14 protein-coding genes and 1 pseudogene are annotated in these 14,026 nt (G+C 40.2%); 13 read left to right on the top strand and 2 right to left on the bottom strand.

The genetic code is table 11. The features are described 5' to 3' along the window. Positions 1-22: 22 nt before the first annotated feature. The 6 genes from rplQ (at position 23) to prfA (ending at position 3,927) form a co-directional block, all read left to right on the top strand. Positions 23-373, top strand: coding sequence for a 50S ribosomal protein L17 (gene rplQ, locus RMY63_RS25390; protein ID WP_322731367.1), 351 nt, complete (start codon positions 23-25; stop codon positions 371-373). Positions 374-468: 95 nt separating this feature from the next. After that, positions 469-1,317, top strand: a complete 849-nt coding sequence (gene truA, locus RMY63_RS25385; RefSeq protein WP_322731413.1) for a tRNA pseudouridine(38-40) synthase TruA — start codon at positions 469-471, stop codon at positions 1,315-1,317. 143 nt (positions 1,318-1,460) lie between these two features. Next, positions 1,461-1,922 carry a 50S ribosomal protein L13 gene (gene rplM / locus RMY63_RS25380; RefSeq protein ID WP_322731366.1) on the top strand — a complete coding sequence of 154 codons (462 nt, stop codon included), beginning with the start codon at positions 1,461-1,463 and terminating at the stop codon, positions 1,920-1,922. Then, entirely contained in the window at positions 1,922-2,338 is a 417-nt protein-coding gene (gene rpsI / locus RMY63_RS25375) for a 30S ribosomal protein S9 (protein ID WP_109011935.1), read from the top strand. The genes rplM and rpsI overlap by 1 nt, the downstream gene beginning before the upstream one ends. Positions 2,339-2,484: 146 nt before the next feature. Further along, positions 2,485-2,724 carry a 50S ribosomal protein L31 gene (gene rpmE / locus RMY63_RS25370; protein WP_322731365.1) on the top strand — a complete coding sequence of 80 codons (240 nt, stop codon included), beginning with the start codon at positions 2,485-2,487 and terminating at the stop codon, positions 2,722-2,724. Positions 2,725-2,829: 105 nt separating this feature from the next. Further along, complete coding sequence (gene prfA, locus RMY63_RS25365; protein ID WP_322731364.1) at positions 2,830-3,927, top strand: peptide chain release factor 1; 1,098 nt, start codon at positions 2,830-2,832, stop codon at positions 3,925-3,927. Positions 3,928-4,157: 230 nt separating this feature from the next. Here prfA and RMY63_RS25360 read toward each other — a convergent pair whose 3' ends face one another. Then, entirely contained in the window at positions 4,158-4,895 is a 738-nt protein-coding gene (locus RMY63_RS25360; RefSeq protein WP_322731363.1) for a type I restriction enzyme HsdR N-terminal domain-containing protein, read from the bottom strand. Positions 4,896-4,986: 91 nt separating this feature from the next. Continuing rightward, positions 4,987-6,990, bottom strand: a complete 2,004-nt coding sequence (locus tag RMY63_RS25355; RefSeq protein WP_322731362.1) for a hypothetical protein — start codon at positions 6,988-6,990, stop codon at positions 4,987-4,989. Positions 6,991-7,371: 381 nt separating this feature from the next. Here RMY63_RS25355 and RMY63_RS25350 point away from each other — a divergent pair, with 381 nt between their 5' ends. The 7 genes and pseudogenes from RMY63_RS25350 to RMY63_RS25320 all read left to right on the top strand — a co-directional run bounded on the left by RMY63_RS25350 (position 7,372) and on the right by RMY63_RS25320 (position 13,880). Next, a complete protein-coding gene (locus tag RMY63_RS25350; protein WP_322731361.1) occupies positions 7,372-7,869 on the top strand; it encodes a hypothetical protein in 498 nt (165 codons plus the stop codon). Between the two features lie 34 nt (positions 7,870-7,903). Further along, positions 7,904-8,721, top strand: a pseudogene (locus RMY63_RS25345) (Rpn family recombination-promoting nuclease/putative transposase). Between the two features lie 156 nt (positions 8,722-8,877). Further along, positions 8,878-10,572 carry an ABC-F family ATP-binding cassette domain-containing protein gene (locus RMY63_RS25340; protein ID WP_322731360.1) on the top strand — a complete coding sequence of 565 codons (1,695 nt, stop codon included), beginning with the start codon at positions 8,878-8,880 and terminating at the stop codon, positions 10,570-10,572. Positions 10,573-10,911: 339 nt separating this feature from the next. Further along, positions 10,912-12,510, top strand: coding sequence for a 2,3-bisphosphoglycerate-independent phosphoglycerate mutase (gpmI, locus tag RMY63_RS25335; RefSeq protein WP_322731359.1), 1,599 nt, complete (start codon positions 10,912-10,914; stop codon positions 12,508-12,510). Between the two features lie 149 nt (positions 12,511-12,659). Beyond that, the gene (gene secG / locus RMY63_RS25330; protein ID WP_322731358.1) at positions 12,660-12,893 is read left to right on the top strand and encodes a preprotein translocase subunit SecG; all 234 of its coding nucleotides are present in this window, start codon (positions 12,660-12,662) and stop codon (positions 12,891-12,893) included. Between the two features lie 10 nt (positions 12,894-12,903). Beyond that, positions 12,904-13,731, top strand: coding sequence for a peptidase (locus tag RMY63_RS25325; RefSeq protein WP_322731357.1), 828 nt, complete (start codon positions 12,904-12,906; stop codon positions 13,729-13,731). Then, complete coding sequence (locus RMY63_RS25320) at positions 13,728-13,880, top strand: hypothetical protein (RefSeq protein WP_322731356.1); 153 nt, start codon at positions 13,728-13,730, stop codon at positions 13,878-13,880. Before RMY63_RS25325 ends, RMY63_RS25320 begins: the two co-directional genes overlap by 4 nt. Positions 13,881-14,026: the final 146 nt, after the last annotated feature.

Raw genomic sequence — 14,026 nt, 5'->3', positions numbered from 1 at the left:
TCATAATTCATAGTGCATAATTATGCGTCACCGTTGTCGCGTCAAAAAACTCAGTAAACCCGCCGATCAACGTCGTGCTTTACTGCGATCGCTCACCACCGAGCTGATCCGTCATGGTAAAATCACCACCACTTTAATTAGAGCAAAAGTTCTGCGAAGTGAAGTGGAAAAAATGATTACTTTAGCCAAAAATGGCTCCTTGGCAGCACGCCGCGAAGCTCTTGGCTATATGTTCGACAAACAACTGGTTCACGCTCTATTTGAGCAAGCTCCGACTCGATATGGTAGTCGCCAGGGCGGTTATACCCGCATCCTGCATACCGTACCGCGTCGGGGTGATAATGCCCAAATGGCAATAATTGAATTAGTTTAAGTCATTGGTCATTGGTTATTAGTCATTAGTCATTGGTCTTTAGTGAATAACAAAGGACAACTGACAAAAGACAAATGACAAAGGACAAAATCTGTATGTTAGAAAGCCACCAGCCGACACAAACTCATCGAGTAGCCTTGGTAATTCAATACCTGGGCACTCATTTTCATGGCTGGCAACGGCAAAAAAACCAACGGACTGTCCAAGAAGAGATCGAAATTGCGATCGCTACTATTATTGGGCATCATGTGACATTACATGGTGCTGGGCGAACCGATTCTGGAGTTCACGCTGCTGCTCAAGTAGCCCATTTTGAAGCTACAGGTTTAATTCCGCCTCACAAGTGGGCAACAATCCTAAATAGCTATCTGCCACCAGATATATTAATCAGGGCTTCAGCTAGTGTTGATAACCGTTGGCACGCTCGCTTTAGTGCAGCCTATCGACGGTATCGCTACACAATATATACTGAAGATCGGCTTAACTTGTTTATAAGACCCTTCAGTTGGCATTATTATTATGCACCCCTGGATGAATCTTTAATCCAAGCTGCCTTAAAACCTCTCTTGGGAAAACATCACTTAGCTGCCTTTCACCGTGCAGGCTCAAAGCGATCGCATTCCTGGGTAGAGGTGCAAGCAGCAGAGTGTCGTCGCAGTGGGCCATTTATCCATATTGAAATACAGGCAGATGGATTTTTGTATGGCATGGTACGGCTGTTGGTAGGGATGCTGGTAGAAGTAGGTTCTGGACAACGAACACTTTCTAGCTTCACCGAACTGTGGAAAGAACAACGCCGGGAAGAAGTGAAATACGCCGCACCACCTCAAGGCTTGTGCTTGTTGCGAGTCGGCTATCCCGATTTTCCCTTTCCAAAAGAGATTTGGTACGACACCTTACCAAAGTTCGTCACTAGTCAAGAGTCATTAGTCATTGGTCATTAGTCATTAGTCATTAGTCATTGGTCATTAGTGAATAACAAAGAACAAATGACAAACGACAATTGACAAAAGACAGAGGACAAATAACAAAGGACAAATGACAAATGACTAATGACAAATCAAAAATGACAAAGGACAAATGACAAATGACAACGAGTAAAACATACCTTCCTTCTCAAGCGTCCCTTGAGCGTGAGTGGTACATAGTAGATGCTACCGATAAACGCCTCGGTCGCCTCGCCAGCGAAATCGCTCAGGTACTAAGAGGCAAAAAGAAACCCGAATATACGCCCCACCTAGATACAGGTGACTTCGTAATCGTCATCAATGCCGAGAAAGTCGCAGTCACAGGCAAAAAGCGCACTCAAAAGCTTTACCGCCGCCATTCTGGTCGTCCCGGTGGGATGAAAACGGAAACTTTCGCTAAACTGCAAGAGCGCATACCAGAGCGGATTTTAGAACAAGCTGTTAAAGGTATGCTACCGAAGAATAGCCTCGGTAAGCAGTTGTTCACCAAGCTGAAAGTCTACGCTGGGCCTACGCATCCCCATGATGCTCAAAAACCTAAAGAACTAAAAGTTAGTACAATTCCTGGAGAAGAAAATTAATGGTAGTAGCAGATGCTAATAGCGGTCGCGCCGTATACTGGGGTACTGGTCGTCGTAAAAATGCAGTAGCAAGGGTGCGCTTGGTTCCAGGTAGCGGTCAACTGATTGTGAACGGTAAAGATGGAAACTTGTATTTTCAATTTAACCCCAACTACTTAGGAGTGATTAAAGCACCCTTAGAAACTCTAGGACTAGAAAACGAATATGACATTTTGGTAAAAGCAGAAGGCGGCGGCTTGACCGGACAGGCTGATTCTGTCCGCTTGGGAGTTGCTCGTGCTTTGTGCCAACTAGACCCAGATAACCGCCCACCTTTGAAAACCGAAGGTTATTTGACTCGCGATCCGAGAGCAAAAGAGCGGAAGAAATATGGTTTACATAAAGCCCGGAAAGCACCTCAGTACTCTAAGCGTTAGGAAATTGGGCATTGGGCATGGGGCATTGGGTATTGGGAATTGGGTATTGGTTTCTCCCACTCCCTCATCTTCCCCTACTCCCCACTCCCTAACCCCAATTGAAACCTGAAAGTTATAATTAATATAGATTCATCACACAAGGAACAATGGCTAAAGCTGATATTCACCCCAAGTGGTATCCAGATGCTAAAGTTTACTGCAACGGTCAAGTTGTTATGACCATTGGCTCTACCAAGCCAGAATTGCACGTAGATGTTTGGTCTGGAAATCACCCATTTTACACAGGCACTCAGAAGATTATTGACACTGAGGGTCGAGTTGAACGTTTCCTCCGCAAATACGGCATGTCCAGCGAACAAAGCACCGGCACCAAAAAGAAAAAGTAGCGGGTTGGCTCTGCTGTTAACGACGACCCTGCATTTTTCGGGGTCGATTGTCATTTATATGCTCGAGCCAATTTGTTATTTTTTTAAGGAGCGATCGCACTCGTCATGGCTGAATCATACTTACTGGACAAACTAAAATCTGTTGAACAAACCTTTAATGAGTTAACACGTCGTCTTGGCGACCCCGATACAGCTAGCAATCCTGATGAGTATCAACAAATTGCTAAGTCTCGTTCTTCTTTGGAAGAGGTAGTTAATACTTATGAAATTTGGAAAGCAGCCCAAGAAGACTTAATCGGAGCGCGTGAAGTTTATAGAGAATCTGCGAGTGACCCAGAGTTGCAAGAAATGGCAGCACTGGAAGTAAAAGAACTTGAAGAAAAAATAGAACATTTAGAGTCTCGGTTAAAAGTCTTATTGCTACCACGCGATCCCAATGATGAAAAGAATATCATGTTGGAAATTCGCGCTGGTACTGGTGGCGATGAAGCAAGTATTTGGGCTGGTGATTTGATGCAGATGTACACCCGCTATGCCCAGACTCAAGGTTGGAAAGTTTCTCTAGTGAGCGAATCTCGTGGAGAAATGGGTGGCTGGAAAGAGGTCATTCTCGAAATTAAAGGTAATGACGTTTACAGCCAGTTAAAGTTTGAAGCTGGAGTGCATCGTGTGCAGCGCGTGCCGGCAACTGAATCCGGGGGACGGGTTCATACTTCCACAGCTACGGTGGCGATTATGCCAGAGGTGGATGATGTGGAAATTCACATTGATCCGAAAGATATTGAAATGACCACAGCCCGTTCTGGTGGTGCTGGTGGACAAAACGTCAACAAGGTGGAAACAGCCGTTGACTTGATGCACAAACCAACGGGAATTCGGATTTTCTGTACAGAAGAACGCAGCCAGTTGCAAAACAAAGAACGGGCGATGCAAATTTTGCGGGCGAAGTTGTATGAAATCAAGTTAAGCGAACAACAAGAAGCTGTAACTTCTATGCGGCGATCGCAGGTTGGTACAGGATCGCGATCGGAAAAAATTCGCACCTATAATTATAAAGATAACCGTGCTACCGATCATCGGTTAGGTCAGAATTATTCTCTTAACCCTGTTTTGGATGGTGATTTAGAGACACTAATCCAGTCTTGTATATCTCTAGACCAACAAGAACGTCTCGCGGAGTTAGCGACTTCTGCCGCTAACTAATTTTTGCTGTTAATATTACTGTAAAACCACTTGTTGTATTGTTGCTTTTAATACACACAGGTGGTTTTCTAATGTTGCGTCGAGTGCTACGAACTTTTCCAGAGGATTGCCCCTATTTATTTGATGATGCGATCGCAGCCAATTTTCTGTGGGATACTCGTCAAGACTGGGAAGGATAATTACTGCCATTTTTCTGACGCTCATTTTTATTTTGAAACACGTTATATTTGTCAATAAATAATACAAACTAGCTTTTCAAAATCTTGGAAATCACAGCTTTGCTGTTTTTGAACATTTTGAACATATATATTGTAGTACAGCTTGTTATCTTGAAACTTGAAGAAAGATCCTACTATGGGTAACTGCTCATGTTTAAGTCTGAAAACTATTCTGTTAAGTTTATATTTTCCATATTTATTAACAAGATAAATAAAGCTATCAAAACTTCCATTTCTAGCTTTTTCAAATTTTAGTATATTTTCATTTAATTTATTAGAACTTTGCAAGATTAAAGGTGGTATATCTTCAAGACTATTGAGATGATTACTCGTAAATACGCCATCTTTTTTTGTATATGCAATAATTTCATGGTAATTATATAAAATTCCAATTTCTGAACAAGATTTTTTTAGGTATCTTTCAATCTGCTTCTCATGATTCCGTAAGTTTTCTTCTTCTCGCTTCACTTCCACAATCATTAGAGGGGGACAATATGGTTTAAAATAGTCATTTTTTACAGTTTTACATAATTCTATATCATGATAATCAGATTCCACTCTTATATCAATTTCATTTGGAAATAATTTACTTTGGTTTACCAAAAAGTAGATAAACAATTGCCTAACTTTTTCTTCTGGTCGTCCATCAAGAACAATTTCATTACCTCTAATTAAACACTTTGTATATTCTGCATAGTTTCTCTTATATATATTTAGTTTTATAGATATTTCTTCACTTAAGCTACTCATAGATAATCAGGTTTATTTATAAACTGGTTATAGAGACGCAATCTCCTTACATTCCTTAATATTTTCCATGCCATTTAAAATTACTATCTGTCTATTTTTCTCCAAAAAAGCTTAATATTTTAGTAACTAATTCTGCCCAATATTGTCCTGCTTTAATCTCTAAAAATATATTTAAGCTTTGCTCAGTTTCAAGTTCGTGCTTCAAGGTCTGACATACGTTACCTGTATAGGTTTCACCTGGAAGCTGTACCCTACCCTTTTCATTAATTAGAGCTGTCCAGAAATCAGAATCTTCACTTTGAGGTGATAATTTTCTTATAGCTTCATCTTGAATTTTTACACCTACTTCACTTATAAAATTGTCATAAAATGAGTTAAATTGCATGACTAATTCAGGAATAAGTGTTTTTAATGATTCATTTGCAGAGGTAAGCTCATTAAGGATATTTTCTAATTCCTGTTTAGCTTGTTTGGTAAACTTTTTCAACATTTCATCTTCATTTATTCCCTCAGCAATAATCCTCATATCGTAATATATATCTATATTCCTTGGATCATAGTAACCAAAGTTTCTATGTATAGCATGTTTAGTGTTCCATGCTCGATAAACAGTACGATAATATTCAATATATTTATCAATAAAATCTTTATAAACAAAACTAGGTACTCTTTTATTTAAATAGCGTAAATCTTTTATATTATAAATGGCATTTTCAATTGCTTTTATTTCTGATACTGTCAAAGCATCACCATTTTTTATTCTCGTAAAGCTTTCTTGAATATTTTTTATTTCGTCCAATAAAATATTATGTCTACGTTTTACTACACTGGCTACAGCATTTAGAAAATCATCTTTATCTGCCTGTACATCTTCTTCATTATAAATGTCAGTATTTAGCTTGACTATATCATCACGGTAGTACCTCAAAGCATCATAGAACAAAATGTTTTCTAGGAAAAAATCTAGGTTTAAACGCTTGAATGTTGCTTGAATCTCTTCTTTTCTGATTTTAATTCCTATATCTCGATCTCCATCACATCCATTTACTCTTTCAGGTTCATTTTTGTGAGGCAATACCAAAGTTACAAATCTATGATGAAAATCTTTGGATTTAGATGTAAGGTGATAACCTATTAATTTACTGATATTAGCTTCAGGAGCCGCATTAAAGGGAGTTACAAAGAGACAGATAGTATCCTGATTTTCAATATATTTCTGTAAGTCTTTACGAATTGGATTTTCATCAAGTCCTTTAGTATCCACAATTGAATCAAACTGAGACAAGTTTGAGCCAGATAAAACATCATGGCTCACATAAAGATATACTTTTCTTGGGATAGCAAACTCTTTTAACTCAACATTATTAATAGCAGCAAAGGTATTTTTTATCCATTCTTGCTCAGTTTTTTGATTATCAAATTCAATATTCTTATTATTTCTAGATTCAAGCTTTGCATTATTCAAAGCAAGTTTTTTAAACTCATCTAATCCTAATTTATCAAATTCTTCCTTAGCTCGGTCAATTTTTGTTACTTCATTATTAATTGTTGGATAGCGTAACTTCATTTCTGTAATATTCCTAATAGCCCTTTCAATCTCTGTAGAAATAATTATTTTCTTATCTGCTTGAGTATTGTCTTTATCTGCAATATACTCGCAGAATTCAAAAATAAGATTTTCCATCTCATCAACTGTATAAGGTTCTATTTCTATGTAAGTTTTTTCCGCAGCTTTGAGAATTACTTCACATATAGTAGTTCTACCTGCTCCTGTTGATAGCAACTCTTTAGTTTCGATTACATTTCGAGACTTATTAGCAATAGTTTTGGAAACATTGAAGTTGCTTATTAAGTTAAACAAATGGCAAATAGCTGTCGTCTTTCCTTGACCAATAGTACCTATAAAAGCAATCTTATATTTTTCTATACTAAGAATTTTTTCTATTTCATCTAATCGCTCTAACTTAGATTTCAAATTATTAATGCAAATATGATTAGGTATATTAATTTTAGAATTACTTGAGATTTTTTTAATTTCCTTCCTCAAATCTTGTTTCAAAGATGCAATTTCTTCTTGCCACGTTATCGTCAACATACTGTTTACCCTGTTTTGATGCTTACTTACTTGATATTTACAGTATGCCCATTATGGTTGAATATCTAACAACAGCCTCATAAGACTACCAAATGCCCCTCTGGGAACCTTTTAGCCACTTGGGAATGAGCAAGGCGAGATCGCTAATTTTGGTTGAGTTCGAGGTTTTGGTAGAAATACATAACGGCTACACAAACTAAATCAGTCTGTGCGGACTCCAGCAAGTTGAAACCCACGAACGTGGATTTTGTCTGTATAGCTGCGATTTATAATCGCCTATAGTATTTTTACAAAAGTGAGATGCTCCCAATATCACCACTGGCAGTTAAAGAATAAATGGTTTTAAAATGGTGAAATCTTAAATGATTTAGAGGGGTATTTATGTCTCTACGTAACGAACCGTTAGATTGGCATTTTGAATCAAATGAGCCTTATATCCCAGTTTACCATAAAGGCGATTTAGTGGGATTTTTTAAACCAGAATATGCTAGTGAAATTATTAAGTTTCTGAATGAAGAAGAAGTTTTAAAAAAAGCACTAAAAATGGCTTGTACTGATTTAATTAAAAAACTGGGAGGCGATACGAGAAAAGTATATTATTTAATGGAAAAATATATAAAAACTAGTGAACGTCCGAAGTATGGAACTAGAGCGATCGCAGTTTTACTTCATGATCGGCAAAAAGAGCTTGACTTGAGTAACCAGGAGTTTACTAAATTCTGTGACACCTTTAAATTATCTCCCACTGAACTGAATAATATTTATGCTGGAGAAGCATTTGATGATAGTTTATTAGCGCCCCTATCACGGATATTAGGGATGGCAAAAGAGCGGTTGCTGGAAGTGCGAGATGGTTCGGAAGAATCAAGCAACACATGAACAGCAAATCAAAATCTTCAAATTATATAAAATTGTGAAAACAGACATCATCTTTTATCGCCTGTTTCAAGAATTTCCTGATATATTCTTTGAGCTTATTAGGAATCCCCCAGAATCAGCTAGCCTTTATCAATTTTCATCAGTTGAAATCAAACAAACAGCCTTCAGAATCGATGGTGTTTTTCTACCTACACAAGGACGCGAGAACCCAATTTACTTTGTTGAAGTGCAATTTCAAGCTGATGGGGGAATTTATTCACGGCTAATTGCAGAAATATGTTTATATCTCCGTCAGAATCAACCATTAAATGACTGGGGTGCTGTGGTTTTATACCCAAATAGGAATGTAGATATAGGCAATATCAAACATTACCGTGAGTTTTTCACAAGTGGACGCGTCAGGTGCATTTATTTGGATGAATTAAATGAAGGTGCATCGTTTCCAATTGGCATTGCAACTGCTAAATTAGTAATTGCAACCGACATATAGCGATCGCACAAGCAAGGGAGTTGATAAACAGAACTAAGTCAGAAATAAACTCACCACCAAAACAGCAGCAACTATTACAATTTATAGAGACTATTTTGGCTTACAAGTTTCCTGCAATGAGTAGGGAGGAGATGGAGGAAATGTTTGGCTTAAGCGAGTTAAAGCAAACCAGATTTTATCAGGAAGCCTTTCAGGAAGGTCTTGAACAAGGTGAGATTAGAGGTGAGGTTAGAGGTGAGCTTAAAGGGAAACTAAAAGCAGTCCCAGCAATGTTGGCAGCAGGGTTGACTGTAGGACAAGTAGCAGAGGCGTTAGATTTGAGTGTCGAAGAAGTTAGACAAGCAACACAAAGCCAGCCTTAAGATAGATGTGGTAAATTTTATCCATGACTCAAGCCAAATTTGGTTTGCGACTCACCAGACTTTCTAATGACGAATTTATAGTTAATTTTTGTTAATATTAGAGGCGGTGTTAGTACTTCGTCCTCAACCACCCACTCCCTACCTGAGAGAAACTTAATGCTGCGACTAGAACATATAAGTAAAATTTATCCCACAGGCGAAGTTCTCAAAGATATCAACTGGGAAGTTAAACCAGGCGATCGCATCGGCTTAGTCGGTGTCAACGGTGCTGGAAAATCTACCCAACTCAAAATCATCTCTGGGGAAATTGAACCCACCGCTGGTGAAATTATCCGTCCTAATAGCTTACATATAGCCTACCTCAACCAAGAGTTTGAAGTAGACCCCACCCGCACCGTTAGAGAAGAATTTTGGACTGTCTTCAAAGAAGCCAACGAAGTACAGTTATCTCTGGCGCATGTGCCTCAAGAGATGGAAACGGCTGCCCCAGAGGAACTGGATCGACTGATCGACAAGTTGGATCGCTTGCAGCGCAAATTTGAAGCCTTGGATGGCTACAACTTAGATGCACGCATTGGGAAAATTTTACCAGAAATGGGGTTTGGGCTAGAAGATGGCGATCGCCTCGTCAGTGCCTTCAGTGGTGGTTGGCAAATGCGGATGAGTTTAGGTAAAATCCTCCTGCAAAAACCTGACTTGTTGCTGCTGGATGAACCGACTAACCACCTAGATTTAGAAACCATTGAGTGGTTGGAAAATTACCTCAGAGGGCTGATTACACCGATGGTAATAGTCTCCCATGACCGGGAGTTCCTTGACCGCCTTTGCACCCAAATTGTGGAAACTGAACGTGGCGTTTCCAGTACTTACCTTGGTAACTACTCGGCATATTTGTTACAAAAAGGTGAAAATCAATCAGCACAACTTAGCGCCTACGAACGTCAACAGAAAGAATTAGAAAAACAGCAAACCTTTGTTGATAGATTCCGCGCCAGTGCTACCCGTAGTACCCAGGCAAAAAGCCGAGAAAAGCAACTCGAAAAAATTGAGCGCATTGAAGCACCCATTGCTGGGTTAAGAACTCTCCACTTCCGTTTTCCTCCTGCACCCCGTAGTGGACGGGAGGTAGTAGAAATTAAAGATTTAACTCATATATATGATGATAAGATTCTGTTTTTAGGAACGAATCTTCTCATTGAAAGGGGCGATCGCATAGCTTTTCTTGGCCCTAACGGTGCTGGAAAATCTACACTTCTGCGCGTGATTATGGGTATGGAACAACCCACAGAAGGTAGCGTTAAATTAGGCGCTCACAACGTTATTCCCGGTTACTTTGAGCAAAATCAAGCTGAAGCCTTGGATTTTAAGAAAACTGTCATGGAAACAATCCATGATGAAGTTCCAGATTGGGATAATCAAGAAGTCCGCACGCTTTTGGGACGCTTCTTATTCAGTGGTGATACTGTATTCAAGGCAGTTGCGGCATTAAGTGGAGGAGAAAAAGCTCGTTTGGCGTTGGCAAAAATGCTCTTACGTCCCGCAAACTTACTAATTTTAGATGAGCCAACAAACCACCTAGATATTCCAGCTAAAGAAATGCTGGAAGAGGCGCTCCAAAACTATGATGGCACGGCAATTGTAGTCTCTCATGACCGCTACTTTATTTCTCAAGTAGCAAATAAAATCGTTGAAATTCGTGATGGAGAATTCCGCGTCTATTTAGGAGATTATCATTACTATCTCCAGAAAATTGCCGAAGAAAAAGAACAGGCAAAGTTAGCTGCAATAGAAGCCGAAAAAGCAGCGAAAAAAGCTGCTAAAGCTGCTAAATCTTCCACAAAAAGGAAATAAGGGATTGGAAAATGCCTTAGTAGTAGTGCGAAAACGCTACTACTAAGTAATCACTCGTTAACAAAGTTTGGGGGTTTAAATAAAGAGCCTAACGACGGCAGAACGTTTTGTGTCGGGGTCTAAACCCCCGTCACAAAACGTAATTGCGAATTGCGAATTGCGAATTGCGAATTGGTTTAATAGCGCTCAAAAATATCATAGAAAAATTACTAAAAATTAAAAATCTTTCAAAACACTGCAAGTCATTCATAAAAGAAATTAATAAGCAAAAATTCACTTGCGGCGTGGATTAGCAATGGTATCATTCGGGTATTACAAAAAGTAAAGGGCAATTTTACTATGACCAAAGCACCTGTTGCTCCTGTGGTGCTAGTCATTTTAGACGGATGGGGCTACTGCGATCAGACGCGAGGAAACGCTATTGTTGCTGCTAAAACTCCGATTGTGGACAGTTTATGGGCAGCTTACCCGCATACCCTCATCCACACATCAGGAAAAGCCGTAGGGTTGCCAGATGGTCAAATGGGCAACTCAGAAGTTGGTCATTTGAACATTGGTGCTGGGCGAGTGGTACCGCAAGAACTGGTACGCATCTCCGATGCGGTCGAAGACGGTTCTATTGCCTTAAACCCAGCACTTGTCAAAATTTGCCAGGAAGTTCGTTCTCGGAATAGCAAGCTGCATCTAGTCGGGCTTTGTTCTGAGGGAGGGGTACATTCGCATATCACCCATCTATTCGGACTACTTGACTTAGCCAAAGACCAGCAAATTCCAGAAGTTTGTATCCACGCTATCACCGATGGTCGTGACACCGCACCAACTGACGGTGTAAGAGCGATCGCACTGCTGCAAGATTATCTAGACCGCATTGGAATTGGGCGCATAGTCACCCTCAGCGGTCGCTACTACGCAATGGATCGCGATCACCGTTGGGATCGGGTCAAACGCGCCTACGACGTGATGATACAAGATAGTGTTGGTAATGGTCTCAAGGCTGTGGAAGTCTTGCAAGCATCTTACGACCAAGGGATAAAAGATGAATTTGTCAACCCCATCAGAATTGCTCCGGGCGCAATACAACCAGGGGATGGGGTGATATTTTTCAACTTCCGCCCCGATCGCTCCAGACAACTGACTCAAGCTTTGGTCAGTCCCACATTTAACGGTTTTGAAAGGCAGCAAATCACACCGCTGTCTTTTGTCACCTTTACACAGTATGATTCAGACTTACCTGTGGCTGTAGCCTTTGAGCCTCAGAATCTCAGTAACATTCTGGGAGAAGTTATAGCCAATCATAGTTTGAATCAGTTCCGCACCGCTGAAACAGAAAAATACGCTCACGTCACCTATTTCTTTAATGGGGGTCTGGAGGAACCTTTTGCCGGCGAAGATCGGGAACTAGTAAGCAGCCCGATGGTAGCGACTTACGATCGCGCCCCAGCGATGTCAGCAGCAGCAGTTACAAATGTAGCGATCGCTGCGATTCAAAAGGGTACGTATTCTCTAGTTGTAATTAACTATGCCAACCCAGACATGGTAGGGCATACTGGTCAAATTGACGCTACCATTACAGCAATTGAAACAGTTGATCGCTGTTTGGGACGCTTACTAGAGAGCGTTATCAAAGCCGGTGGTACAACAATTATTACTGCCGACCACGGCAACGCCGAGTATATGCTAGATGAAGGGGGTAATCCTTGGACAGCCCACACCACTAACCCAGTCCCCTTGATCTTGGTAGAAGGTGAGAAAGTCAAAATCCCTGGATATGGTACAAATGTCGAACTGCGAAGCGATGGCAAGCTATCCGACATTGCCCCCACAATTCTAGAGATTTTACAGCTGCCTCAGCCACCAGAAATGACTGGGCGATCGCTGCTAAAAACAGCAGAATATGAACTGCAACGCACTCGCACCCCCGTACAAGTGGGACTGTAAAAGAGTTAGGAGTTAAGAGTTCATAGTGAGGAGTGAATAATTAAGAGTTAATAGTGATCAATTAAGACTTTCCTAACTCCTAACTCCTAACTCCTAACTCCCAACCCTGACCCCCTGTTTGAAAAATTGTTATAAATGAGATTCCTACCATGACAGTTAGTAATATCGTGCAAGGCATTTGGGCATTTTCCGCCATTGGTTTGATTATCTTAGTTTTACTGCATAGCCCCAAAGGTGATGGCATTGGAGCCATTGGCGGACAAGCCCAGCTATTTAGCAGCACCAAAAGTGCAGAAAACACCTTAAACCGAATTACTTGGGCATTGACAGTAATTTTTCTCGGTTTAACAGTAGTTTTAAGTGCCGGTTGGCTGCCTAAATAAGGATAGGTCAATGGGGAAAAGAACCCAACACCCAATACTTAACACCCTTATAAATTTAATTTCACGACGGTTAATTACAGCTCTTGCCTTGTTTATTGGCACAGGGCTGTTAATCATTTTTATTAATCTCCAGTCGAGTGATGGGTTTACACTAATACCAAAACATGCATATTCAGACTTAATAATCTCTCTCCCCATCTCTCCATCTCCCTCATCTTCCCCAAAACCTCATCCCCTACCGCCCACACTCGCACAGTGGCAAGATAACACTAACAGTGGTGACTACTTTTCCCAAATCACAACAACCCAAGTAGGTTATTTAGTTTGGTCACAATTTCCGATTCGAGTTTACGTAGAACCACCAAAAGCCATCAGCAAAAAACAAGCTCAAGCATGGGTTAATGGTGTCTTGCAGGGTGTACATGAATGGAGTACTTATTTACCTTTAACAGTAGTCGAACAGCCAGAAGTTGCTGATATTACAATTGTGCGAAAAGCGCCACCTCTACAAATTTCTCCAGGTAGTAATATACCTCGTGCGCGATCGGCACAAACTACTTACGAGTTATACACCAGCAACAAAGTTTTGTCCCACCGCTTCACCATCTTGTTAAGCCCCAGTCAAACAGGTGAGTATCTGATTGCAGCAGCCCGCCACGAATTTGGTCATGCACTAGGAATTTGGGGTCATAGTCCGCTACAAACTGATGCTTTATACTTTTCTCAAGTTCGTAACCCGTCGCCTATTTCTGCTAGAGATATAAATACTCTAAAGCGGGTTTATGAACAGCCAACCAGTTTAGGATGGTCTTTAATGGATAATTCAAAGATTAATTGAATGATGATTTTCTCATCGATTTAGCTGTTGAATGCCAAGCAGACTTTATCATCACTTACAATCAAAAAGATTTACAAGGCGTACAAAAATTTGGACTGAGGGTAGTTTCACCCAAAGAATTCTTGCAAATAGTAGGAGAAATTCCATGACTAACTTAAATGTACAGCTACCTGAATCTTTATATAAACAAAAGGTATAAGGACATAATTCAGGTAAATTCGTTAGATTTGTTTTAGCCTTAATAAGTAGCTAGACATAAAAAATTATAAGATAAGAGTAGAAGAGAACAGATGAT

Source organism: Nostoc sp. ChiQUE01b (genome assembly GCF_034531255.1).
Taxonomy (GTDB): Bacteria; Cyanobacteriota; Cyanobacteriia; order Cyanobacteriales; family Nostocaceae; genus Nostoc.
The sequence above is the reverse complement of the archived record's forward strand: the minus strand, read 5'-3'. Positions and strand labels throughout refer to the sequence as shown.

Bases quoted from the DNA above. Each gene is read 5' to 3' on its own strand.
- rpmE (WP_322731365.1), top strand. From the start codon at position 2,485: ATGGCTAAAGCTGATATTCACCCCAAGTGGTATCCAGATGCTAAAGTT.
- gpmI (WP_322731359.1), top strand. From the start codon at position 10,912: ATGACCAAAGCACCTGTTGCTCCTGTGGTGCTAGTCATTTTAGACGGA.
- RMY63_RS25360 (WP_322731363.1), bottom strand. From the start codon at position 4,895: ATGAGTAGCTTAAGTGAAGAAATATCTATAAAACTAAATATATATAAG.
- RMY63_RS25355 (WP_322731362.1), bottom strand. From the start codon at position 6,990: ATGTTGACGATAACGTGGCAAGAAGAAATTGCATCTTTGAAACAAGAT.
- rplM (WP_322731366.1), top strand. From the start codon at position 1,461: ATGACAACGAGTAAAACATACCTTCCTTCTCAAGCGTCCCTTGAGCGT.
- secG (WP_322731358.1), top strand. From the start codon at position 12,660: ATGACAGTTAGTAATATCGTGCAAGGCATTTGGGCATTTTCCGCCATT.
- RMY63_RS25325 (WP_322731357.1), top strand. From the start codon at position 12,904: ATGGGGAAAAGAACCCAACACCCAATACTTAACACCCTTATAAATTTA.
- truA (WP_322731413.1), top strand. From the start codon at position 469: ATGTTAGAAAGCCACCAGCCGACACAAACTCATCGAGTAGCCTTGGTA.
- RMY63_RS25350 (WP_322731361.1), top strand. From the start codon at position 7,372: ATGTCTCTACGTAACGAACCGTTAGATTGGCATTTTGAATCAAATGAG.
- RMY63_RS25340 (WP_322731360.1), top strand. From the start codon at position 8,878: ATGCTGCGACTAGAACATATAAGTAAAATTTATCCCACAGGCGAAGTT.
- rplQ (WP_322731367.1), top strand. From the start codon at position 23: ATGCGTCACCGTTGTCGCGTCAAAAAACTCAGTAAACCCGCCGATCAA.
- prfA (WP_322731364.1), top strand. From the start codon at position 2,830: ATGGCTGAATCATACTTACTGGACAAACTAAAATCTGTTGAACAAACC.
- rpsI (WP_109011935.1), top strand. From the start codon at position 1,922: ATGGTAGTAGCAGATGCTAATAGCGGTCGCGCCGTATACTGGGGTACT.